The organism is Paenibacillus sp. HGF5, from assembly GCF_000204455.1.
GTDB classification, from domain to species: Bacteria; Bacillota; Bacilli; order Paenibacillales; family Paenibacillaceae; genus Paenibacillus_AQ; species Paenibacillus_AQ lautus_A.
This window is the reverse complement of record NZ_AEXS01000119.1, coordinates 80,365-105,127: the sequence shown is the minus strand read 5'-3', so window position 1 is coordinate 105,127 and position 24,763 is coordinate 80,365. Positions and strand designations below refer to the sequence as shown.

General features: G+C 49.2%; 15 protein-coding genes. 11 read left to right on the top strand and 4 right to left on the bottom strand.

Annotated elements, in window-relative coordinates; all coding sequences use genetic code 11:
• Positions 1-495 precede the first annotated feature (495 nt).
• The gene (locus HMPREF9412_RS18800) at positions 496-1,437 is read right to left on the bottom strand and encodes an MTP-1 family protein (RefSeq protein WP_009593279.1); all 942 of its coding nucleotides are present in this window, start codon (positions 1,435-1,437) and stop codon (positions 496-498) included.
• Positions 1,438-1,582: 145 nt separating this feature from the next.
• On the opposite strand from HMPREF9412_RS18800, the gene HMPREF9412_RS18795 reads away from it, so the two are divergent.
• The 6 genes from HMPREF9412_RS18795 to HMPREF9412_RS18765 all read left to right on the top strand — a co-directional run bounded on the left by HMPREF9412_RS18795 (position 1,583) and on the right by HMPREF9412_RS18765 (position 12,000).
• A complete protein-coding gene (locus HMPREF9412_RS18795; protein ID WP_009593264.1) occupies positions 1,583-2,431 on the top strand; it encodes an AraC family transcriptional regulator in 849 nt (282 codons plus the stop codon).
• 512 nt (positions 2,432-2,943) lie between these two features.
• On the top strand, positions 2,944-3,858 hold the full coding sequence (locus tag HMPREF9412_RS18790) for an ABC transporter permease (protein ID WP_009593214.1): 915 nt from the start codon (positions 2,944-2,946) through the stop codon (positions 3,856-3,858).
• An 11-nt stretch (positions 3,859-3,869) separates the two neighbouring features.
• Complete coding sequence (locus tag HMPREF9412_RS18785) at positions 3,870-4,766, top strand: carbohydrate ABC transporter permease (protein ID WP_036672725.1); 897 nt, start codon at positions 3,870-3,872, stop codon at positions 4,764-4,766.
• A 111-nt stretch (positions 4,767-4,877) separates the two neighbouring features.
• Positions 4,878-6,503, top strand: coding sequence for an ABC transporter substrate-binding protein (locus HMPREF9412_RS18780; RefSeq protein ID WP_009593238.1), 1,626 nt, complete (start codon positions 4,878-4,880; stop codon positions 6,501-6,503).
• Positions 6,504-6,604: 101 nt separating this feature from the next.
• Positions 6,605-9,655, top strand: a complete 3,051-nt coding sequence (locus HMPREF9412_RS18775; RefSeq protein ID WP_009593256.1) for an alpha-mannosidase — start codon at positions 6,605-6,607, stop codon at positions 9,653-9,655.
• A 719-nt stretch (positions 9,656-10,374) separates the two neighbouring features.
• The gene (locus HMPREF9412_RS18765) at positions 10,375-12,000 is read left to right on the top strand and encodes a hypothetical protein (protein ID WP_009593228.1); all 1,626 of its coding nucleotides are present in this window, start codon (positions 10,375-10,377) and stop codon (positions 11,998-12,000) included.
• 106 nt (positions 12,001-12,106) lie between these two features.
• Here the strand turns inward: HMPREF9412_RS18765 and HMPREF9412_RS18760 are convergent, their stop codons facing one another.
• A complete protein-coding gene (locus HMPREF9412_RS18760) occupies positions 12,107-14,398 on the bottom strand; it encodes an AraC family transcriptional regulator (RefSeq protein WP_009593253.1) in 2,292 nt (763 codons plus the stop codon).
• Positions 14,399-14,696: 298 nt separating this feature from the next.
• Here HMPREF9412_RS18760 and HMPREF9412_RS18755 point away from each other — a divergent pair, with 298 nt between their 5' ends.
• The 3 genes from HMPREF9412_RS18755 (at position 14,697) to HMPREF9412_RS18745 (ending at position 18,218) form a co-directional block, all read left to right on the top strand.
• A complete protein-coding gene (locus tag HMPREF9412_RS18755) occupies positions 14,697-15,608 on the top strand; it encodes an ABC transporter permease (protein ID WP_009593285.1) in 912 nt (303 codons plus the stop codon).
• A gap of 88 nt (positions 15,609-15,696) precedes the next feature.
• A complete protein-coding gene (locus tag HMPREF9412_RS18750) occupies positions 15,697-16,608 on the top strand; it encodes a carbohydrate ABC transporter permease (RefSeq protein WP_009593241.1) in 912 nt (303 codons plus the stop codon).
• Positions 16,609-16,679: 71 nt separating this feature from the next.
• Complete coding sequence (locus HMPREF9412_RS18745) at positions 16,680-18,218, top strand: extracellular solute-binding protein (protein ID WP_009593287.1); 1,539 nt, start codon at positions 16,680-16,682, stop codon at positions 18,216-18,218.
• An 80-nt stretch (positions 18,219-18,298) separates the two neighbouring features.
• Here HMPREF9412_RS18745 and HMPREF9412_RS18740 read toward each other — a convergent pair whose 3' ends face one another.
• Positions 18,299-19,303: an SGNH/GDSL hydrolase family protein gene (locus HMPREF9412_RS18740; RefSeq protein WP_009593236.1), complete on the bottom strand. Its 1,005-nt coding sequence runs from the start codon at positions 19,301-19,303 to the stop codon at positions 18,299-18,301.
• Between the two features lie 42 nt (positions 19,304-19,345).
• Complete coding sequence (locus HMPREF9412_RS18735; RefSeq protein ID WP_254664071.1) at positions 19,346-20,413, bottom strand: GntR family transcriptional regulator; 1,068 nt, start codon at positions 20,411-20,413, stop codon at positions 19,346-19,348.
• A 260-nt stretch (positions 20,414-20,673) separates the two neighbouring features.
• Here HMPREF9412_RS18735 and HMPREF9412_RS18730 point away from each other — a divergent pair, with 260 nt between their 5' ends.
• Positions 20,674-21,690, top strand: a complete 1,017-nt coding sequence (locus tag HMPREF9412_RS18730) for an SGNH/GDSL hydrolase family protein (RefSeq protein ID WP_009593223.1) — start codon at positions 20,674-20,676, stop codon at positions 21,688-21,690.
• A 789-nt stretch (positions 21,691-22,479) separates the two neighbouring features.
• Entirely contained in the window at positions 22,480-24,750 is a 2,271-nt protein-coding gene (locus HMPREF9412_RS18725; protein ID WP_009593259.1) for an AraC family transcriptional regulator, read from the top strand.
• Positions 24,751-24,763 lie beyond the last annotated feature (13 nt).

Sequence of the window (24,763 nt, the reverse complement as noted above, 5' to 3'; positions counted from 1 at the left end):
ATTTCCTCAATTATAGCGCACATCTGTTTAAAAAGTATACGTGGTTGGAGTGTGAATCGGAAAAGATTTTGTCGAATAGGTGTGGAATTTTCAGGAATTAAGCAAAAAAGAAGCGAAATGATATAAAAAGTTTGAATTATGTGAAGCTCTGTATTACGATGGGGTCAAATAAAGTATGTGTTTTGATTAACTTATAATAATAACTATTGGAGGGACACCTTGCATAAAAATGAATGGATTTATACCAAGCCGCAACCAGATATAAAAATGAGCCGCCGGGGAATCCAGCAGCTCGATCATGGAATTACAACTATAAGAGGTTGTTCAAAAAGTCGTCTTTCCAGGACGAAGCAGATCAGGAAGCGGGTTCGACATCGAATCTTGAATTCAGCCGGGCCTTCCGTTGCTCACGTACCCGCTATGCACGCTCCGCTACTCAGTCCCTAGCTTTATCCAACCTTCTCGGTCCTGTAAACCCGATTTTTTGAACATGCATTATAAGGTTAAAATGGCGCCTTCCTTCTCGAACGGGTAGTCGATGACGATGCGAGCCGCTTCGGTATCGCCGATGCCGCTGTACAGATTGACCTTGCCGTCGGGACGCATTTCGATGCCGGCGGTGAACGCGCAGTCGGTCAGATGTGCCTTCTTGGCGGGGCCATCCGGATAACAAAGCCGGGTGCCGATGATTTTCAAATCCGAAAATTGATTCGTCCGCGGGTCCAGTACGAAAGCCATGTTCATGTAAGTCGACGTATCTCCCTGAGCGTAGCAGATATGGCCGATGACGCCGATCTTCCCGCTTTCGAGCAAGTAAGCCTGGTTGCAGCCGCCCCACTCATCCTTACTGAATAATCCTCGGATATAAGGGGCGTTCTCGATGACATCCGGTGACAGATCGTCAAGGCTGTCGATGATGGTGAATCCCACCAAGGACTCGCTGCCGAATTCCTTGCGGATCCCTTCGCCGCGCGGCCTGGAGAAGACGCCAATTCTCCCGTCCTGGAGCTCAACGAGCCGAATGTCCTTCATATAATCCGGACCTGTCGTGAAGTAGAGGAGATCGTGAAGATCGCTGCCTTTGTAGAAATAACCGTAGAACGTATCGAGCCGTCCCTGCTTGTAACGGACATGCGTGCCGCCCAATACGAGCTGTTTGTGGATCACGCTAATATAAGGGTCTTCAAGCTGATAAATCATCGTATCCGGCACGGCAGTCCACTCGTCCGGACCGCTCTGCTCGAACAAGCGAACCCATGACCTTGCCCACTCATGTCGTTTCTCCACGCGTCCGTAAATGTAACGCTTTCCGTTCCATGCGAACGGAATGGAAGGATTGTAGACATCGAAGCCTTCGACTCCTCGGAAGACAAGCTTGGCGCTTTCATAAATGCGTTTGTTTGCTTCGAATTGCTGACGTTGTTCCAATAAGTTCATTCGTGGCCAATCTCCTTTCAGTCTTCAATAACAACTCTATCCTAATCGATAGTGCTGCTTCCGATCTTGCTCTATTTTGGAATGCTTTATGGTGTTTTGACATCGGAAGAACAAGTCAGTATACAAACTAGGAGGGATATCGCCTATGTTAAAGCTTTATGCGGCGGACGGCATTGATCCTGAAATTCAGGCCCACTATCGGCTGATCGCTTCGGTGCGCGACACGATCGGCATGCATACGCACGACTTCTTTGAATTGTTTCTTATCCTGAAAGGAAGCGTTGTACATGTCATTAACGGCAAAAGACAGCTGCTGCAGGAAAATACACTCGTGTTCATACGGGATCGGGACGTTCATTATTATGAGCAAACGACGGACAGCGATTGCCAGTTCATCAATTTGTCGTTCCATCGCCAGGTCCTGGAAGACCTCATCGCTTTCTTGGGAGAAGGGTTTCCAAGCGAAAGACTGCTTGGACCGGCCATGCCGCCGTCGACCTTGCTGTCCAAAATGGAAAAGGAATATGTGCGGTACCGGCTGGACCAGCTCAGTCTGATCCCGCAGGAGAAGAAGCTGGCCGTCAAAGCGGAGGTAAGAGCCGTCATGACCGACCTGTTCTCTAGGTATATCAAGGCTGACGCGGATCCGATTGAACTTACTGGACAACCGGAATGGTTTAAGTCCCTATGCAGAGAGGCAAAAAAGAAAGAGCACTTCACGCGGGGAACGGCTGCGCTTGTCCAGTTGTCGGGCAAATCGCATGCCTACGTATGCAGAATGTTCAAGAAGCACCTCGGAATGTCCCCGACCCAGTACATTAACGAATTGAGAATGTCCTACGCCGAGAATTTGCTGATGAACACGGATATGGATATTGTGGACATCAGCCTTGAAATCGGACTTGATAATGTCAGCTACTTCTACGACTTATTTAAGCGGAGGCATAATGTAACGCCCCATCGGTATCGTCAGTTCGGCACGATTCGGAGATAGTATGCCAATTAACGAGGAATACACAAACATTTTTATCTGTTGACGACTTAAATAGTATGTGTTATTTTCTACTTAGCATAATAACCTGTGAGACAACATGATAATCATATCTATAGGGGACGGTAGACGAAAGCAAATGCGTTTTCGGCGAACGTTAGGATACAGTCTGGGGGTGAAAATGAATGCGCTTACATATAGAACGAACCAAATGGCCAGGCTCATACGACCAGGAGCATTAGCACCAGCTGTATCCGATCACAACATGTTAAGTTAATAGTGCGTGTTCAAAAAGCCAGACTTTCAGCACCGAAGCTTATGCTACCGATGTGCGTTTTTTCAAAACGCTTCAGTTGGATGAAGCAAGGGGCTGAGGAGCGGAGCGTACGTTTTGGGTACGTGAGCACCGGAAGGCCCGGCTGAATTCAAGATTCGATGTCGAATAAACTTTCAGTGCTGCTTCGTGATCAAAGCGGGACTTTTTGAACAACCTCTAACAGTCAGGAGGTGTTCCTTTGAAGACAACCAATAACAGGCTGGTGGCCAGGATCATCAAGCACCGCTATCTCTATCTTATGGTGCTTCCCGGCTTTCTGACGCTGTTAATCTTTCACTATTTTCCGATGTATGGAATATTAATCGCTTTCAAAGATTTCAATGCTTCCAAGGGGATTTGGGGAAGCGAGTGGGTAGGTATAAAATACTTCACTTCTTTTTTTAATGATCCGATGGCGTTCAGGGTATTAAAGAATACTTTGCTTCTTGGTTTGTATACTTTATTTTGGTCATTTCCGGCACCGATTATATTGGCTCTGTTGTTTAATGAATTGAAAAACAAGGGCTTTAAGAAGCTTGTACAGACGGTTTCTTATTTTCCGCATTTTATTTCGGTCGTCATTGTTGCGGGGATGCTTAAGGAATTTACGGCAAGAGACGGTTTGTTTAACCATATTGTCGGATTCTTCGGCGGAGACCCGATCATGTTTCTTCTCGAACCTGACTATTTCCGGACCATCTTCATTTCTTCCGGCATATGGCAGGGCGTCGGGTTCGGCACCATCATCTACCTTGCAGCATTAAGCGGAATTGATCCTACGCTGTATGACGTGGCCGATGTAGACGGCGCAGGCCGGTGGAAAAAAGTCTTGCACATCACATGGCCGTCGCTCAAGCCGACCACCATTATATTGCTGATTTTTGCCGTCGGAGGAATCCTCGGGAGCGATTTCCAGAAGATCATTCTGCTCTATTCGCCTGAGACTTACGAAGTAGCGGATGTCATCGGATCCTATGTTTATCGTCAAGGTATACTGGGCGCACAATACGAGTACACGACGGCCATCGGATTATTCATGTCGGTTATTTCCTTTACGATCCTTTACTTGACCAATTGGTTAAGCCGGAAAGTATCAGAGACGAGTTTGTTCTAGGTGGTGGGATGTTGAAAAAGGCTGGTTTGGGTTCCAGAGCTTTCGATGTATTCAATGTTGTTATCATGCTATTCATCCTGATTGTCGTGCTGTATCCGATTCTGAACATTATCGCGACATCGTTAAGCGGCACGCGTTACATCTCCTCGGGGAGCGTAACGATTTGGCCCAAGGGATTTAATCTGGAAGCGTACACGACGGTATTTCAGGATCCTTACATTTTCAAAGGATATCTGAACTCGATCATTTATGCGGCCGGCTCTACGGGCATCATGCTGCTGTTTACGGCACTGATGGCGTATCCGCTCACGATCCCGGGATTTGCGGGCAAGAAATTTCTGACCATTTTTCTCATGATTACGATGTTTTTCGGCGGCGGCTTAATTCCGACCTATCTGCTTATGCGCGGTTTGAACCTGTTGGATACGGTCTGGGTCATGATTCTCCCCGGTGCGATCAGTGCTTATAATGTGTTTCTGTTTCGGACCTTCTTCCTGAATATTCCTTCTGAACTGAAGGACTCCGCCTATATCGATGGGGCAAGTGACTTGGTGGTTCTCTTCAGGATCATACTGCCGTTGTCGAAAGCGCTGTTTGCAACCTTTGCTCTATTCGGTCTGGTCGGAAGCTGGAATAGTTGGTTCGAGGCTTTGATTTATCTGCGAGATCAGGACAAGTATCCCTTGCAGATGGTGCTCCGAAACTATCTGTTTACTTTGGATACGACTGCGATTCAAGGACGGGTAGGAGGCGGCGCGGTCGCCATCAATGCTCCGGGGGAAACGCTTGATCCCAAGGCGGTACGAATGAGCGTCATCATTATTACCATGTTTCCGATCATGTGTATTTACCCGATCTTCCAGAAGCATTTCACCAAAGGGATATTCGTCGGCTCCATCAAAGGCTAGAGAAGCGGATGCGGCGGTGCAAGCAAGCTAAGTGTGAAGTCATGCATGACCAGTAATAAATAGCAGATTTGAAGAAGAAGCGGTTCATTGTGCAAATTAGGGGGAAATGGAATGAACAAATTGGCAAAGATGCTTGTCCTCGGACTGGCTTTACTGATGGTTTTTTCCGGATGTTCGAATAATTCCAAAAAAACCGATACCCATGAAGAGAATCAAGAAGTCATGCGTTTTTCGGTCACCCTGCCTGCGAACGGTGTGGATAATCCGAACAGCCTGGTAGGCAAGGAATGGCATAAACGCATGGAAGCTTATATGGGCAAGAAGGTAGAAATTGAATATAACTATATTCCGTCTTCCGAATATGACGAGAAGGTCAAACTTATGATCGCAAGCGACGATCTGACGGATTTCTTCGTGACGCCTTTGTTCTATGATACGACCGAAATGGCCGAACAAGGCCAGCTTCTCGAGTTAGGCCAGTATCAAGATTTGATGCCGAACTATATGAACTACATTGGCAAGGTAAAAAACGGGATGAAGCGGGTAACGGATGCCGACGGCAACATGTACACCTTTAAAGAAACCTCTACGCCTAGATTCCCCGAGGATCGCGGGATGCTCATCCAGAATACGTCTGCCTACCGCTATGACGTGTTCGAAGCCAATAACATCAAAATTCCGGAAACGCTCGATGAATTTTATGGGGCTGCCAAAAAACTTAAAGAGCTCTACCCCGACAAATATCCCGTTGCGACCAAATGGAATAGCTTGAGATCGCTGTTCTCCGCGAACCATATCCGGGATGAAATTTTCTGGGACGGCGAGAAATACGTATACGGAGTTCTGGATGAAGGATATAAAGATGCGCTCCAATTTGCAAATAAGCTGTATGCGGAGAAGCTGTTAGATCCGGAGTATACGATTGATACAGACGATACGCTGAAAAGAAAAGCACTGAACGGCGACAACCTCATGTGGCTGACGCAGTGGTTTACGACGCCGGCCGAGTATACGAGAACAGCCGACGACGGGAAGATTTTCGCGGTTTCGTTGTATCCCGACAATCCGAAGTACGGGAAAGCCTGGCAGGAGGTTGTGAACGGCAATACCCCTGACTTGGGCTGGGGAGTCTACGGCGTAAGCTCAAAAGTTAAAAACCCTGAAGAATTGATTAAATTCATCGATTATCAATATTCGGATGAAATGATCCAGCTCATCACTTGGGGAATCGAGGGCACGACCTATACGATCGGAGAAGACGGCGTTCCGACCTTTGTCGACTCGCTGAAAACGGCCAAGGATCCCTGGTTGGAGGGGGATAAATACGGCATGCGCGCAAGCCGGAACCATAATCCCGGTCTGCAGATGGTAAGCGACGCAAGAGCGTTCGTGGATTTTGCCGCGACAGACTATACGGTATTCAACGGTAAATATGAAGAGGTGCCGATTGAGAAGGCGGAATTCCTGACGAGTCTGCCCATGCCCGAGAACGACTATGTTCCTTCTTGGTTGAGCGAGCCGTCGATTCAACTCACGAGCAGTGAAAGCCAGCGGATTTCGGAGATTATGAACCCGATCAAGACGTTCGTTACGGAAGAACAAGCCAAATTCGTAGCAGGCAAGAACAGCTTCGACAATTGGCAGGCATTCATCGATAAGGTCAAAAAAATGGGCAACATTGATGAAGCGCTGAAAATCTATAATGATGCTGCACAAAGAGCGCTAGGAAACGAATAGAGAGAGAGCGTCTCTCCGCTGGCTACCGCCGCGGAGGGGCGGTATATCGCAAGGCGATAGGATCCAACCAAAGATAACGAAACCATAGGATGTGAGAAACCTTGAGTGAAAAAAAAGAGATTTTATTCCATGTGGAAAAGCTGCTAAACAAAAGAGATTCATTTATGATAACGAAGCTTTCTTCTATAGAATTTTCCGGTTTTACGACAATGGAACAATTGTTCATTCATGAAATGGATGGACAACCGTTTGAGAGTTTCGCTCCGGGTCTGCGGTGGGGAGAAAATTGGGGCTACGGCTGGTTCCGCTCGAACATTATCGTTCCCGAAGAGGCCGAAGGCAAACGGCTTGTGGCCATGCTTGATTTCGGATCCGAAGCGACCGTATACATAAACGGTGTCGTGAGCGGCGCAAAGGACCTTAACCATCATTACGTAACTTTAACCCGTTCGGCAAAAGCCGGCGAGCCATTTGAAATCGTCGCGGAGGCGTACGCCGGCCATTCGGATTCCAGGCCGACGTTCGGAGAGTCGCAGCTCTGCGTTTTTGAAGAGGAAGTCTACCAGTTTTTCATCGATTTGGAATGCTTGTACGATCTTCGCAATCATCTGGATGCCAAATCCCTCCGCGTGGCGGAGATTGATCGTTGCCTGACTCAGGTGTTCGCGACGATCGACCTGACCCTCCGGCAGGAATCGCTCGGTGAGAACGCTAAGCAGTGTCGGAAGTTGATGGAGCCCTTATTGGCCTGCGTGAACGGTTCGACGGTGCCGACCCTGTACCTGATGGGACAGTCCCACCTGGATGTCGCCTGGCTGTGGCCGATCGCGGAGACAAAGCGGAAGATTGCGCGGACCATGTCCAATCAGCTGGCGCTCATGGACGAATATCCGGAATATACTTACACCCAGAGCCAGCCGTATTTGTTTCAGTTGGTCAAGACGCTGTATCCGGAGCTGTATGAGCGAATCAAACAGGCAGTGAAGGAAGGGAGAATCGTTCCCGAAGGCTCCATGTGGGTGGAGCCCGATACGAATCTGCCCAGCGGCGAGAGCCTGATCCGTCAGGCGCTGCACGGCAAGCGTTTCTTCAAGGACGAATTCGGCGTGGACAACGAGATGCTGTGGCTGCCTGACGTATTCGGCTATTCCGGGAACCTGCCTCAAATCATGAAAGGCTGCGGGATCCATTATTTTGCGTCTACAAAATTGTTCGGTACTTATGATAATGTAGCGGACCCGTTCCCGCATAATACGTTCATGTGGGAAGGGATCGACGGTTCGCGAATTTTGACGCATCTGATGAACTACGGCGATTACTATCCAATTCGGATCAACCCGTCGTTCTTAATCCATCAGTGGAGCGATCGCGTCCAGCTTGAGGGAATTTCCTCGCGGCTCACGCAGTTCGGACACGGCGACGGGGGCGGCGGCTCCAATCGGGATGATCTCGAATTTATGCGCAGGCTCGCCAATTTGGAAGGCGTCCCCAAGACGAAACATGGCTCGCCGATCGAATTTTTTGAGGATCAAATCGAAAAAGGCATTCCTGAAGCCAAATATGTAGGAGAGCTCTACTACCCCGCTCACCGCGGGACGTATACGACGCAAGCGATCATCAAAAAGCTGAACCGGAAGGCGGAAATCGGTTTCCGCGAGGCGGAGCTGTGGGGGGCTGCGGCGGAGCTGCTTAGTAACCGGGCTTACCCTTACGAGGACTTGGAACGGTTGTGGAAGACCCTGCTGCTGCACCAGTTCCACGATATTCTGCCGGGCTCCTCCATCCATCGCGTCCATGAAGAGGCACAGATTGAGCTGAAGAAATTGAAAGAGAACGTGTACGACTTGGCTTCGGATACAAGGGATGCGCTCACGGACGGCGATGCCTCCCGGGTTACCGTCTTTAATTCGCTGTCCTGGCCGAGAAAGGAACTGGTCGCGTTGCCTGTCGGCGTTCATGGCATTGCGGAGGAGAACGGAGCAATTCTGCCGGTGCAACTGCACGAAGGCGTTCGCTATGCCGAGGTAGAGGTGCCTTCCATGGGCTGGTCGACGTACAGGGCTGAAGAAGCGGAAGCGACGGGCGCTCCAGCAGCGTCGGCAGTCCTTGCGACGGAATCGCGTCTGGAGAACGAATGGATTGCGCTAGAAATAAACAAACGGGGCGAGTTAACGACTATTTTTGACAAGGAGACCGGCACGGAATGGGCGGCGGATCGCTGCAACGTCATGCGGATGTATCGGGATCAGAATTCGGATTTTGATGCTTGGGAGATCGATCGGCGCTACCGCTTGGCACCCGTTGAGCTGAATGCGAGCGCCAAAGTATCCGTTACGGCGAACGGCCCGCTCTTCGCGAATATTCGGGTTGAGCGCGAACTGAACCAATCGACCCTGATCCAGGATATCCGGCTTTGTGCCGGCAGCCGCCGGGTGGAATTCCATACGACGGTTCACTGGCGCGAGAAGAATAAGCTGCTAAAAGTCGATTTCCCTGTTTGCGTTCACACAAACGAGTCGTTGCAGGAAATTCAGTTCGGTTACGTCAAGCGGCCGAATCATGCTTCGCGTCCGCATGATGCGGATCGTTACGAAGTGGTTCAGCATAAATGGTCGGCGCTTGCGGAGACAAACCGCGGCTTTGCGCTGCTGAACGATTGCAAATACGGGATTTCTGTCAACGACAATACGATGAGTTTAACGCTGCTTCGGGCTCCGACGTGGCCGGATGAGACGTCCGATCAAGGGACGCACCATTTTACATATGGATTTACGTTCTGGAACGGCTCGTTCCTGGATAGTCCTGTCGTGCGGGAAGCTTACGAGCTGAACTATCCTGTCAGCCTCGTTTCCGGAGGAGGCCGGGAGGCGCAATCGTTGCTCTCTATCGATCAAGCCAATGTGATCGCGGAGACGGTCAAGCTTGCCGAAGACGGATCGGGCGATTGGATCGTGCGTCTGTATGAGAGCAAGGGAGCTTCCGTAGCGTGCGGGCTTCACTTCGGGCTGTCCGTTGCGGCGGTTTATGAGACCAATATGCTGGAGGAGAAGTTGGCGGCTTTGCCGCACGAGGGCGAAGAGGTATCGCTTCAGTTCCGTCCGTTCGAGGTGAAGACGATCAAGCTCCGGCCGAGTGGGAGGAATAGGGGATGAAGCTAAGAGAAGGGGGGGCGCCTGGTCATGATCGGCGGCTCGATCACGGTCTGTGAGCGTAAGTATCCATACGGGAGTCAATCGGGTTCGATTGGTCGCGCATGCGAATGGGCTCCTGACGTCTACTGTCCTTAGTTGGTGGAATTTCTACTATATATTGGGGGACAAAGGACAGGTGCTTCCTTCATCAGCATGGGGCAGGTTATCCTCAATATGCATCCCAAGATCTGTACAAAGTTCTTCGAAGCGGACCTGCCCTGTTCGCCTAAGCCGCTTCGCGCGATATTTATAAGCAGGTTTATGGGTCCAAAAGACGTTTCCTCACAGAGAACAGCCGCGCAGCTTGGGCGGCTGTTACACATAAAGAATTATGTATTCGCTTACATTATAGGCCTCGAGACGAGGCTTCTTCATACCGCAAGAAAACTTTCGGTGCTATGTGATCTGGCTTCATTGAATAAGCACGTCAATAGTCGCTTTTTTTGCTCGCTCCCCTACGTTCTTGTATTGCTCTCCTTACTGCGAAAGGAGGTGGTTAGTGAGGAGTTCAACAACGGAGAAGAGATGACACTCAGCGTCACTCGATCGCAAAGCAGCGATAGATCAAACGCATCCAGGTATTTCGTAACCATGGCTGTAGAGATAGGGCTTGAACAGACGGTATCGGGTCAGCGCAACGATTTTTTCTATTAAAACGACAAGACCGGGAGGTAAGAGAAATGAAAATGAAACAGTGGAAACGTGCGGGGATATGGACTTGCATCCTGCTGATGGCCATGACGGCCCCGGGCGCCGCGATGGCAGCGCAGGCTGCCGGAAGCAGCGCCGAGCAGAATGCGAGCAGCGAGAAGATAAAGGTCAAGGAGCCTTTCATGATCAAGGTCGTGGATGCCGAGACAGGCAGGGGCATTCCTCATGTCCAACTGAAGACGACGAACAGTGTGCTGTATTATACGGACAGTGCCGGTATTGTGGCATTCGACGAGCCAGGTCTGATGGATCAGACGGTCTTTTTCCATATGTCGAGCGACGGCTACGACATTCCTGCCGATATGTTTGGCAACCGGGGGCAGGCTGTAGAGGTTAAGCCAAAGGGCAGTGTAACGCTCGAGATGAATCGGATCAACATTGCAGAGCGGCTGTACCGGCTGACAGGCCAAGGCATTTATCGCGACAGCTTACTCGTTGGCCAGAAGCCTCCCATTAAGGAGCCGCTGATCAACGGTCTGGTCATGGGGCAGGATTCCGTGCAGACGATTGAGTACAACGATAAGCTGTACTGGTTCTGGGGCGATACCGATAGACCGGCCTATCCGTTGGGGAACTTCCGGGTGACGGGTGCGACTTCCAAGCTTCCGAGTAAGGGGGGGCTGGACCCGGATGTCGGCGTTAATCTGGACTATTTTACGAATCAGGACGGTTTCGTCAAAAGCTTGGTGCCGCCTCTGCCTGACGGTGCAGGCATAGCCTGGGTATTCGGTCTGATGACCGCCAAAGATAGCACTGGACAGGAGCGTCTGCTCGCCGGCTACAGCACGCACAATCCTGAACCCACCGCCTTCGGTATTCTCGTCTTTAACGACACCACGAAGGAGTTCGAGCAGGTCGTCCAGTTCCCTTCGAAAGACGATTGGCGCCATCCGGGCGGACAGGCGACCTACTACGAGGAGGGTGGGAAGGGATACTGGCTCTTTACCGAACACCGAATTCCGAATTTGCGCGTTGCTGCCAGCTATGACGCCATTATCGACTATACCCAATACGAATCGTTTACGTGCCTAACGCCGGGAACGACATACAACGGGGCTCAAACCTCGCTGGAACGCGACGCGGACGGCAAGCTCGTATGGGGCTGGAAAAAGGACACTCAGCCGCTCAACCAAGAACAAGAGAAAGAGCTGATCCAGTTAGGCCTGATCAAAACTGACGACCCGCATTATTATCAATTGAAGGATATCGATACTGGTGAAGACGTTCAAATCGCCCAAAGCTCCATAGAATGGAATGAATATCGGCAGCGTTACGTGATGATCGCGCAGCAGGTACTAGGCAAGACATCGGTACTTGGGGAAGTCTGGTACGCGGAAGCGCCATCGCCTCAAGGTCCTTGGACCAATGCCAAGCATATCGTTACGCATAACGACTATACTTTTTATAACGTAGCCCAGCATGAATACTTCAGCAAGGATGGCGGCCGGGTCATCTACTTCGAAGGAACCTATACGAATACTTTCACGAATCATGTTCCAACCCCGCGGTATAACTACAATCAGGTCATGTATAAACTCGACTTGGCGAATCCGAAGCTAGGGCTTGAGCCGGTTCAAGAAACGACCGGTAAATAGCGCCAGAGATTTTGGATAAACGAATAAGGACCTTTCCGTAAGCGCTGTGGAGCTTTACCGGAGAGGTCCTTTTCGACTTGAGCTTCTTCCTGCGGAACAAGCATATCTAGCTGCCGCTTCTCCATGATAAGCTGGGAGGAACGATATCTTTACCGGCGGAGTCCCCGTGGATTTCCCGATACTGCTTCGGAGTAAGATTCGTGAACTTCTTGAATGCGGAGAAAAAATGGCCTTTGGATATGAAGCCGCATTGATCTGCGATCTCCAGCACCGAGAACTGGCTGGATATCAGTTTCTCCTTCACTTTCTCGATTCGTTCCTGAAGGATGTACTCGGACAATGATACGTTCATGATCTCTTTAAAAAGCTGCCGGATATAGCTCACAGAAAAGGAAAAATTGTCGGCTACCTGCTCGATCGACAGTTGCGCATCCTGCAAGTGGTTGTCCACGTACTCTTTGATCTCCAGGACGATTTCTTCCTTGCGGCTTGAAGATTTCGGAACTTCGGTCTCGGACGCGAGCATCGTGACGATGCTCTCCAGCCATGCTTGAAACTCGGACAACGTGCTGTACCGCTCGAGTAATTGATGAATGCTGCTGATCTCATGCAGGACGCTGGACTTGTTGAAGTTCTTGAGCAAATCATAGGTAAAGTAGGTCAGGTTAAGCTTGCAGTCGCGATAAGGAAGCTCATGGACGTGCTTCATCTGCTGACGCAGCGTAGCGAGCGCGGTCTCCGGACGGCCGCGGCGGATCGACTTGATGATCTCCGCTGTCTCAAGCGCCTCAGACGCAGAAGGATACCCTGCCATAAACTCTTCATAATCGCTCTCCAGAAAAATTTGCTTCTCTCCGTTAAGAAATCGCAGTTTCGTCAATTCGTAGATATGATCATAAATGTTTCGGATATTGGCGCTAAAATCATAGGCATTGCTGACTGCGGCGGTTGTATCCACGTTCAGGATACGTGCCACCTGATTCTGCGTCTCCTCCAGAAGACGTTGTAGTTGAAGCCCGCCGGATGCATAGCCTCCAATGACCAGAATGATATGGTCTCCGCCCATATCCAAGCCTTCGGCCGCATAAGAACCTGCGCCAATCACTTCTTCGCTAATATTGCGTATGGCGTACTTGATCAATTTCCGGGAGGGGAAATCGTAACGTTCGCAAAAGACCGTATAGGCTTCGATCCGGAGGACGGCCAAAAACAGAGCTTCACAGGAGGCCAGTTTGGTCCTGGTCTGAATATATTCGTAGCTCTTGGTACCCGGTGTCCCGTGGAGCATCCACTGGGCGAGAAACTCCGTTCGAACGAGCTCGGATTGGTTTCTCATGGATGCATGAAGTTGTTCCACATTGTTCAGCAGCATATCGATGCCGTCATGGATCCATTGGATATCCGGCTTGGCATCGGACGTGGCGTTTGCGAATGCAACTTTTCCCTTCAGCTTTTCCGACAAGAAGGTGATGGAGCGCAAGGAACGGCGAGAACTCCAGTAGAACAACAAGGAGAGGAGTGCCAATAGCAGCAATGTATACGTTATCAATTTTTGCTGGAATAAGGAGATATGGCGTGTCAAAATATGATACTCATTCGAATAGTATACCGACCAATTTTCAGTAGTCAGCTTGGCTGTATTGACGAACCATCTCTGATGGGGGAGCCGAACTTGAAAATCGCTGTCCTGCCGCTCCCGGCTCGCTTGATAAAGCTGTCCGCTCAGCGCGGGATTAGGTACACCCAATAGAAGTTGCCCATGCTCGTCGAGAATCCGAATGTCTTGCTCCGAGGAGGCCGTTTGGCCGAACAGAAGCTTCGACAGCAGCGGTTTATCAACGAGCAGCACGAGATAATAGTCAGACGGCTTCTCGGGGGTTGCAGGCAGAATAAGGGCCAGGGAGTCCAAGCCATCCAGCGAATGATTAAAGAAACGCAAGTATTGGGGGTGGAATGACTCCACGCGCTCCAGCATGCGCTGGTCGGCAAAGGATTCATTGCGGACGATTCCGGCTTTGGAATCGACGATAAGATCGTGCTTCAGATTAATCAGATAGGATCGCTGGATGAGCGGTTCGGTGGACATGAAATTGGATTGGGCGACGAGTGCAGCATGGTTGATGAGCGGATCGTTGCTTGTATTGAAGAACCAGTTCTGAATATTCTGATCGGCGTACATGCTGAGCCCGTTAGCTTTCAAATTGCCGAGAATCATTTCGGCCTTCGACGCCAGGTTGTTGACTTCGTTCTGCGAATTGCTGCGAACCTCCAGCATGGTGTATTTTGCGAATTCCGCAGACAGTAAATAGACGAAAGGAATAATGGAACAGATCAGAACGGTGGTCATTAAAAGAAAGGTTCGAAAATAGGTCTTCTGTAAAATAGGTTTGATCTTCATATAATGCCAGCGCCCCTTGCTGATGGATTGACGGTTTAAGGGTGTAACGTCACTGTTCGATAGAAGAAACGAACCGGACCTCCTTACTCAATCATATCCTGATCCTTGTGTGAAGTCCTCATTTTGACAAAGTAGAAATTAAGATGATGCCGAAAGCCCGATTACCGCACAATCCTTAAGTTGAGTACCCTTTGTGACACAATGAGGACTATTCCGAATTTCTCCTTCCGTACATAATAAACACTGTCAGGATATGGCCACATCGGACAGACCAGATCGAATGGAGGGATACTATAAATTGAGAATGTTTAGGGATCTTGTAAAGAACCGGGGCTTGTATTCGATGGCGATACCGGGAGTCATCTTTCTCGTTGTCTTCTCTTATATTCCTCTGTCCGGGCATCTGCTAGCGTTCAAGGACTTTCAGATCAGCAAAGGCATATGGGGTAGTGATTGGGTGGGGTTGGATAATTTTCGCTTCTTTTTCTCCAATCGGGATTGGATTCAAGTTACGGTCAATACGGTTTATTTAAATGCGCTGTTCATTATTTTCGAGATGGTTTTTGCGCTTCTCATTGCGCTCTTCTTGAATGAGATTCGCTTGAAATGGTTTAAACGCACGATCCAATCCGTCGTCTTCCTGCCTTACTTCATTTCCTGGGTCGTCGTAGGGTATATGACATTCATTCTATTCAACAACACGGACGGTCTGATTAACCGCGTGCTGAGCATGAGCGGACTTCAAGCCGTCGATTGGTACCAGACCCCGTGGGTGTGGCCGATTATTCTAACCTTAACGCGAATCTGGAAAAGTGCCGGTTACTACTCGATTATTCTGCTCGCTGCCATTACCGGGTTCTCCACCGACTATTATGAGAGCGCCCGCCTGGACGGAGCCACGAGGCTGCAGCAGATGAAATACATTACGCTGCCTTTGCTGAAGCCGCAAATCATCATTCTCATCCTCTTGGGAGTCGGACGGATCTTCTACGGGGATTTCGGCATGATCTACGGAATTATCGGGGACAACGGGATTCTATTCCCGACGACCGATGTCATCGATACATACTCCTATCGGGCGTTAAGACAGCTTGGTAATTTCAGCATGTCATCGGCTATCGTATTCTATCAGTCTATTATGGGGCTAATCGCCGTCGTTTCGTTTAATGCGCTGGTTCGGAAAATCGATAAAGACTCCAGATTATTTTAAGAGGTTGTTCAAAATGTCATCCTTCCATGAACGGACTCTTTGAACACGTGCTTTAATTTTTCGAAATCCATAGGGAGGTGAACTTCATATGAATCGTCCGGTTGCTCTGATCCCGCCCCCACGAGTCCGACGGACAAACGGGTTCTCCGATAAAATGGCGGTGTTCTTGTTCGGACTGTTTTTGATTTTGTTTGCGCTGGTTTGCTTGTTTCCTTTTTGGCTGATGGTCATCAATTCATTCTCCAGTACCCGAAGCTTGGCGGTGAACGGATACTCCATATGGCCGGATGAATTTACGCTGGAGTCGTATCGCTTCCTCCTTCAGGGCAAGCAAATGTTTACCAGCTATGGCATCACCATTGCGGTTACAGCCATCGGAACCGTATTCGGCCTTGTTGTCACCGCGTTGTTTGCTTACGTGCTGGCCCATCCGAAGAACCGATACGGCGGCTTACTCTCGTTCATGACCTACGTGCCGATGGTCTTCGGCTCTGGGCTCGTCGGCTTCTATCTTCTGGTCGTCCAATGGCTGCATCTGAAAGATACGCTGTGGGCGCTTGTGCTCCCTTACGTCATGAATCCGTTCTTTGCATTCATCTTAGTCTCGTTCTATCGCTCGTTGCCTTATGAGCTGAACGAATCGGCTAACATGGACGGTGCCGGAGAGTGGACGATCTTCTTCAAAATTATCCGGCCGATCTCAACGCCGGTTATGGCGACGATCAGCTTGTTCTATGCGCTGCAATATTGGAACGATTGGTGGCTGTCGCTTCTGTTTATCGATAACAGCGATATGTACCCGCTCCAGCTGCTTCTTCGGCAGCTCATGTCACAGATGCAGCTCACGTCGCTCAATCACGGCAATGTGCTGACGCTGCCGCCGGCGGAAGGGGTTAAGTTGGCAACGGTATGCCTGACGATCGGCCCGATTATACTCGTCTATCCGATGGTCCAGAAGTATTTCGTCAAAGGTCTGACCCTCGGCTCGGTGAAAGGTTAAGTATAAGAGGTTCCTGAAAACCTTGCTTTTTGAACACGTATTATGAGATTTATTTGAAGGGAGTCATTTACATGGCCAAATCAAAACGCAAATTCTTGGTGACGGCGCTGCTCGGACTAGCCATCGCTTTGTCCGGGTGCTCCGGATCCGGCGGGGGCGTCTCCGCGCCGGGCGATTCCGGGGGAAACGGCGCCCAGTCCCTTGAACCGGTCACTTTGGAGGTTGTCATTCCGGGGGCCAAGGGGGCTAACTATGACGAGGTGCTGGCTGAAGTCAACAAGCGATTAAAAGCCGAGATCAACACGCAGGTTAAATTTACCTTTGTCGACTTTGCCGATCTAAATCAGAAGACCAATGTCATGCTGGCTTCGGGAGAGAATGTGGATTTGATGTTTGATGCCCCGTGGCTGCATTTGGACACGATGGCTTCCCAGGGCTATTACGAAGAGATAAGCGAACTGCTGGACCAATACGGCCCTAATGTGAAAAAGACGAGGCCGCAACAAATGTGGGACGCGAACAAAATTAACGGTAATATCTACGGCGTTCCCTTGGGAAGCGCCTATACCCAACAGAGATCGATCTTCATCCGAAAGGACCTGAGGGAGCAGTTAAACTTGCCGCCCGTAAAGACGTATGAGGATCTAAAAGCTTATCTTTACGCCGTTCGTGACAGTAACTCCGGCATCACTCCGCTCCTCGCGGGCGCAGACGACGTCACCTACAGCTGGGTCAACTGGCTGATCAGGGACGATACCAGCCTCAACATTCGTCCAACGAATTTTGCTGGAGCCAGCTTGATGCTGTATTACAAGGGTAACGATGGCAAGGTCTATAACTTCTTTGAAACCCAGGAACCAAGGATCTGGTCCGGCATCCAGGATGTCCGCCAGCTGTTCGTTGACAAAGTCATGTCGCAGGACGTCTTGACGAATAAAAGCAGTCCGGGAGACATGCAGCTCCAGAACAAAGTCGCGGCCACGCCCCAAATGGCTTTTGGCATTCCCAAAACGTACAACGACCAGTTGAAGCAGGTCGTACCCGATGGAGAGCTGGAAGCGGTTCGTCTATTCGATCTGACCCCTGGAAAGAACTTATCCAATTTCAAGATGGATAATTACATCTGTATTGTAAAGACGAGCAAACATAAAGACCGTGCGATGATGTTCCTCGATTGGGCCAACCGGCAGGAGAATTATGATTTGTTGGAGCACGGCATCGAAGGCGTGAACTGGAAATCGGTCGGCGAGCATCAATATGACACGCTGAACAACGATGGCGGCATTGTCTCGTTCCAGCTCATGTTGAATCCTGCGTTAGAACGGGAGTGGGCCGGTATCGACAAAGAGACCCGAGAGTATAGTCAATTCATTACGCAAGCCGACAACTTCACGAAGGATATCATGACCGGCTTCACTTTCGATCCGACGCCGGTGAAGAACGAAGTGGCCCAGTTCGCGACCATTCAAGCCAAATATTATAGCGGATTATTTAACGGCGCGCTTGATCCGGACGAATACTTCGCCAGATTCAAAACGGAAGGCGAAGCGGTGCTGAAGCAAATCCAGACTGAACTGCAGAATCAGGTAGATGCCTTCTTGGCAAAATAAAAGGGTTGCTGTCCATTGAGAACGGCGACTCGGAAAAAAAAGGGCCGCTTCCTATACGGAGCGGTCCTTTTCGTTATGTTTTAGCAGCTACCGGGGAAAGGGGGCAGGGAACAAACTTGACGGATCGTCGCGGCCAGGTGTTCGGCCATTAGCCTATGCTTCTTGACGGAGGGGTGTCCGCAGCCTCCCATGCCGTCTTCCGGCCGTTTAATGAGCGGGAATTCGACGAAATGAATATTGTCGTCGCCTTCTTCGTTGAGGCTTTTGACGAGAGCTTTCAAATGGGGAGCGGGACCGAGGGTCATCGGACCGATTGCGCAGAACAATGGGACGGACGGATATCTATCGCGAATAAAACCCGTCAATTTGCGATATTGTTCAAGGTAATCCGCAGGCTCGATAGGTGCGGACCAATCATTGGTCCCGAGATTAACGACAACCCATTCAGGATGAAACAGGTCCATGGCTTCTTGATCGAGATCAGGACAGATGGTTTCCATGAAATAATCCGACATGCGGCCTTCCTTGCCACCGCCGAAATTCTGATAGCATCCCGTACCGGACGCGCCCACAATCAAAGTTTCGGCATTCAAAAGCTGACCGGTCAGCGAGCTGTAAGCAAGCGCGATATTTTCGCGAGAAGCATCGCAGTCGCAGGGAATCTGCGCTTCGTTGCCGAAGCCGCACGTGATCGAATCGCCGATGATGAGCAGACGATGGGGAAGAGGGGGTGGCGGGCTCAGAAAAGCTCCGTTCTCCGTCGTCAAATCGGTAAATTTAATGCTGCCGAATGCCGCTTCCGTACGCTTCTGCAGCGTTAAGGTATGGGGCGCGTCCTCCAGGTCGTCCGCAAGCTGGTACAGCCGGTTATCCGGATCGATTCTCATCACCCTTACCGGAAGATCGTCGATATAGACGTTGAGCCAGCTTTTCCCTTCTCCGTTGACATCCTCGATCTCGGCCGTTATTTCCCGTCCATGAAAGCGCACGGTTATGGCACTGCCGGGAAGAAAACAGGAGATGCCATCCGGCTCTTGATGAAAGAGCCCGTGTCTCAGACTGGAAGTCGAAAAGTCGAATTTCATAACGCATTCCTTCCTTTCATTGATCTATTAGAGCTGACAACGTTAGGCGTAAGGATTCTCGCATGTAGACTCCCGGATCACCAACGAAACACCTGACAATATTTTCGTGTTGCGTCCATGAGTTTTGCCTTGAATAACTTGGTGGAGTAAATTCGCAGCGTTTCTGCCGATTTCCTCGAAATCTTGCCGGACGGTAGACAATCCGATCGATAGGTTGCCGGCATGGTCCCAATCGTCGAATCCCATAATGGAAACATCCTGCGGAATTCTAACGCCGCGGTCGGTGAGCTTCTCGATCATTTCTATGGCAAGTTTGTCATTGCAGCAAAACAAAGCGGTAACATTCCGCTTCAAAATACTGTCGGCCAGTGCGTCATAATCCACGCGGGTCAGCAAGTTATCGTCGGTTACCGGAAACCCTGCCTGACGCATGGCGCTGCAGTAGCCGGCGAACCGCTCCTGCTCGGAGTGAAGAAAGAAGTGATAGCTTGCAAACTTTATTTTGGTGTGTTTCAGACGCATCAGCTCCCGGGTGGCCAGGATCGCCCCGTCGTAGTTGTTGCTTCCGGAAAAATAGCTGGGATGGTCCACATTGTACCGGTCTACCAACAGATAGGGGATGTTGTTTTGTTCGATGATTAGGTAGTTATCCTGACTCTGGATCGGATCGAACGGATAAATCAAGAAGCCGTCGACTTTCCGGTCCAGCATTTTCTGAATGGATGATTGTTCAACGGCCAAATTTTCATTGCTCCATTCCACGATTAAGGAGTAATTGAATTCGGCTGCCGCTTGCTGCGCGCCTTTGATGATTTTCATATACGATACATCGTAATTGTCCTCTGCCGATAAAATGAACGCGATCAAGTGACTGGAATGGTCCGCGGCTTGAGCTCCGTTTACAAAAGAGCCTTTTCTTTTGATTCGGGTGATTGCGCCTTCGTTTGCCAGTTCCGTCATCGCTTTTCGAATCGTTATTCCGCTTACATGAAATTGTTTCATAAGATCTTCTTCATTCGGCAGTTTATCGCCGGGACGAAGCTCGCCGACTTGAATCTGATGCAGCAGCGCTTGTTTTACCGTCATGTACTTCGGCTCGTTCACAATCATTCTCCTCTTTTTGCAGACTGATGATAATTATGACACGTTAAATTATTATATAAAAGTATACTTTATTAATATAGTGGAATCAAGCCTATAATCTTGGATTACTTTATATAAACATACATTATTGTATAGGGATCGCTTTTTAATTGACTGAATACATATGGGTTGATAATATAATTATAGATTTATTGATTTAATAAAGTATACTTTATTATTCGCGAGTGCAATCTTGATGTTCGATGCAAAAGCTGAAGGGAGGAATTATGTTGGAGTTTAGCTTTGCCAGGCTGATGGGGAGATTTGATCTGACCGAGAGAGAGAGGCCGAAATGCGCCTGGGTCAACAGCGCGGTTTTTCTTGCCTTCCGAGGTACGGCCGTCTCGATGACGGCTGAGGATTCCGATGGCCAGGATTACGTTGAAATTGTGGTGGACGGTGTCGCTCGCAATTGGATCCATTTGAAGAAGGGGGTTCATCAATACATAATCGAACAGGGACTCCCAAAGGGTGAACACACTTTAGAGATCCACAAGCGAACGGGAATCCTGACCGGAAGTATAGCATTTCATCATTTTTCGCTGCCTGATGGCGGAAGCTTCCTTGCCCCGCCCGCGGCAAAACCACTCCGGCTTGAGTACTTCGGGGATTCCATCACGGATGGGGCAGGGATCGGCCATCCGCATGTGCTCGCTGAAGCTCCGCATCTTGACGACGGATACATGTCCTTTGTCGGAATCAGCGCCAGAATGTTGAATGCGGAATATCATACGATGGCCATTTGCGGGATCGGCGTTTGGCAGGATGCGCTAGGGAACAAGCAAGGATTGCCGGAACATTTTTCTGGGACGCTCGGCAAAGGGACCGCGTCATGGGACTTTTCCCGGTATACTCCTGATGGAGTCGTCATTAATTTGGGACAGAACGATTATTCGACGCCAATCGATGATGAGGCGTACATTGCCGCTTATATTGAATTCATTCAGGTTATTCTGGAACAATATAACGATCCCTATGTCTTTTGCTGTGTCGGAACCATGAATAACAACTATCTTGCCAGCGTGAATAAGGTTGTGTCCTATTTCAGTCAAAGCGGAAACGGGAAGGTATTCGTGGTTGATCTGGGGTTGATTCATCCCGAGGTGGAAGGATGGGGCGGCCGATATCATCCCGGCTATCAGACGCATTACCGAATGGGCTGGGAGCTTGCCTCTTTTATATCCGCCAAAACCGGATGGGAATTGCTTAAGCGTCCGTCGATCGCCACGGAATGCGTGTTCTGAAATCGCTCAAAAAACAGGATTGTCACGAGGATGCTGCCGAATTGTTGTCGATCAGATTTATGATCCCATGATAAGAAAACCCTTGATATTCAAGGGTTTTTAGCTTTTTTAGTGACTTTTTTATACTGTCCACTCTGGTTTTGGAGACAAACTATCGCTTAAAGGCTTATATCCTATATTGTTAACCAGGAATGAATCCTTTACTAGGATTGACCTTCCCCTCGAGGACTAGAAATCGGGCATGTCATATTTGATTATCATGGCAAAAAATGATTCCGTCCATAGTAACAGATCAAATCTTGGTAAATAATATCATTAATGGTGATTTACTTGTTGAGTAATTTAGGCGTAACATAAGAGGATACAAGAAGGGATGACTCAGGCCAGTGGTATATAAAGATGTATATTGTCTCTGATCAAGGGACGATTTCAATGATGAAGTAGTATTTTTGTTTTCAATAATGTAAGCGCTTAACAACTCTTATCCAATTAATCGGTTTATCAAAAAATCAAAAAAACTCTTACTGAAATGGAGGAGGTGATGTAAAAAAGTAATACGATTAAGGCAAGGCTATCATTTTTAAGTTTACAACGACAACGAATGTAAGCTGAGGCCATCTTATGGCTCAGCTTATTTCGTAATAAGCAACGTAGGCAGATGTGGCGATGGCAGGACTTTTTCTTTTATCGCATATTAAAAAAACATACATATGGAAGACATTTAGAGAATCAACAAAGCGTAATCAAACTGATTCTAATTCAAACCAAATAAAGGGATGGAGGGTTCCAATGAAGCGAATACCGATGATGATGCAATTGGCATTGATCCTGTTCTGCATCATGGCCATTCCGATGGCGATATTAACCTGGTATAGCAGCTCTCAAATTCTACGGAATTCAGAGCATGCCTTCGCGGAAACTTCGCTTGCAGAATTAAATGCCAATCGCGAGCTTAACGAGAATGCCTTGAACAATTTGTCCCAGAATACGGTACGGCTTGGCGGCACCGACATCTTCGATCGAATTCGACCGTTCAAGTCCCTTGCCGAACTCAAAACGAATTACATGAATGTGAGCAAAGCGATGGCGGTTCTCAAAGAATTGTTGAATCTGAATCAAAGCGTCGATGGGGCGTATTCGTCTTTCTTTTATCTCGACGATGCGAATTACGTGATTTCGACGGATAAAGGCATTACGAGTTTGGACAAATACGAGTCCATCGACTGGCTGAACGAGGCGCTTATCGAGCAAAAAGGGATACGTGGCGTATGGTATCCGCGCAGGCTTGATTCGGGAGTGAACGTTCTATCGTTCGCGCTGCCTTTAAACCGGCTTTCAACCGCTACTCGCGGAACGATCGTTATCAATTTGAAGGAGGAGCAAATCGAGCAGTATTTGCAATCAACCAAGTCGGGTAAGCAAAGCTATCTGCTCATGAAGCCAAGCGGGGCCATCATCTCACATCATGACAAGAGTTTGTTGCTCAAGAGCGCTTATGGTGAGCCGTTTATTCGCGAAATTATCGAGGAAGAATTGCCAGAAGGGTACACGTTCCGCGAACTTGACGGAGAGCGGTTGCTGTACGCGTGGTCACGCTCGAAAGAATTCGATTGGACTAACGTGAGTATATACTCGGTCGACGAACTAATGAATAAACCGCATTCTATGCAGAGAGGGATCATTTTCCTTACGATTGTCATTATTTTTGCGGGATCCATACTGACCGTTTTTATGGCAACGTGGTTGTCCAAGCCAGCCAGGGAATTGGTCCGAACGATTCGCGGACGCGTCAATCCGGGGGTGCAGGATAAAAATGAGCTTGTATTCCTGGAGGCGGCATTCAGACGAATGCAAGAAGAGGAGGAAGGGCTTTATAAGCTGCTGAGCATCCGCGAGCAGGATGCCCAGAGCCACGCGATTCATGGTTTGTTGCGGGGGGAAGTGACGCCTCAGGCCGAAGAAATCTTCCCGGCCTCGCACTTTCTGGCTGCCGTCGTTTCTATCGATGGCTATCGAAATTATATCAGCCGGAACAATCCGGAAACTCGCAGCTACCATCGCTACCTGCTTCTCTCGAAATGTGATCATTTGTTCCCGAAAGAGGTTTATGCGCGCTGCGTCTATCATGGTGACGGTCACTTTGTAATTCTGATCAACTACAGACAGGAGGAAGATGGCAACCATAGAAAAGGCATTCATAACGCTTTGGATATGATCAGGGACACTGCGGCTGAATTGCTGGGGCACTCCGTAACCATCGGGGTAAGTAGTCCGGCAGATTCGATAGGTATGGTCTCGGGATTGCTTGCAGAGGCATTGGAGGCGATCAAACAGCGGATGATCGCCGGCAGCGGCGGTATAACGTACTGGAAGGAGGAGGAACCGCGGGAGAAAAAATATCTCTATCCCGCTAAAAGCGAAAGACGAATACTCAACTTCCTTGGCAATGCCGATCTGGACAGCATCATCGAAGAACTGAGAATCATTCGCGACGAAATTCGCTCTGCCGAATACGTGTCCTACGATAACATCTTGTTCATCTATCATCAATTGGTCGGCGTGACCATTAAACATCTGAGAGAGAATAATGTCAGCACAGCGCGGATATTCTCGAGACGGGGCAACATTTACGCTGCCTTGGCTTCTTTTGATACGCTTGATGAGCTTGAAGAATATGTTATTGGATTTTACAGCGAGATCGTTCACTACCTTACGTGTTCGCCAGTCGCGTCCAACAAATACGCCGAGCGAATCATTCATTATTTGAACGAGCGCTATCGTGAAGAAATCGTTTTTGAAGAGATGGCTAAGGATATCGGAATCAGTTACTCCTATATGCGAAAGATTGTCTACGAACAAACGGGGAAAAGTATATCGGATTATCTTAATTCGCTGCGAATTGAGAAGGCAAAAGAATTGCTTCTGAACAGTCACCTGTCAATCGGGCAGATTGCTTCCGAGGTAGGCTGCATGAATGTTCGAAGCTTCAATCGCTTGTTTCGAAAATTTGAAGGGATGCCGCCGAGCAGCTATAAGATGCAGAGGTCCAGAACATCGTGAAGGCTCAACCAAT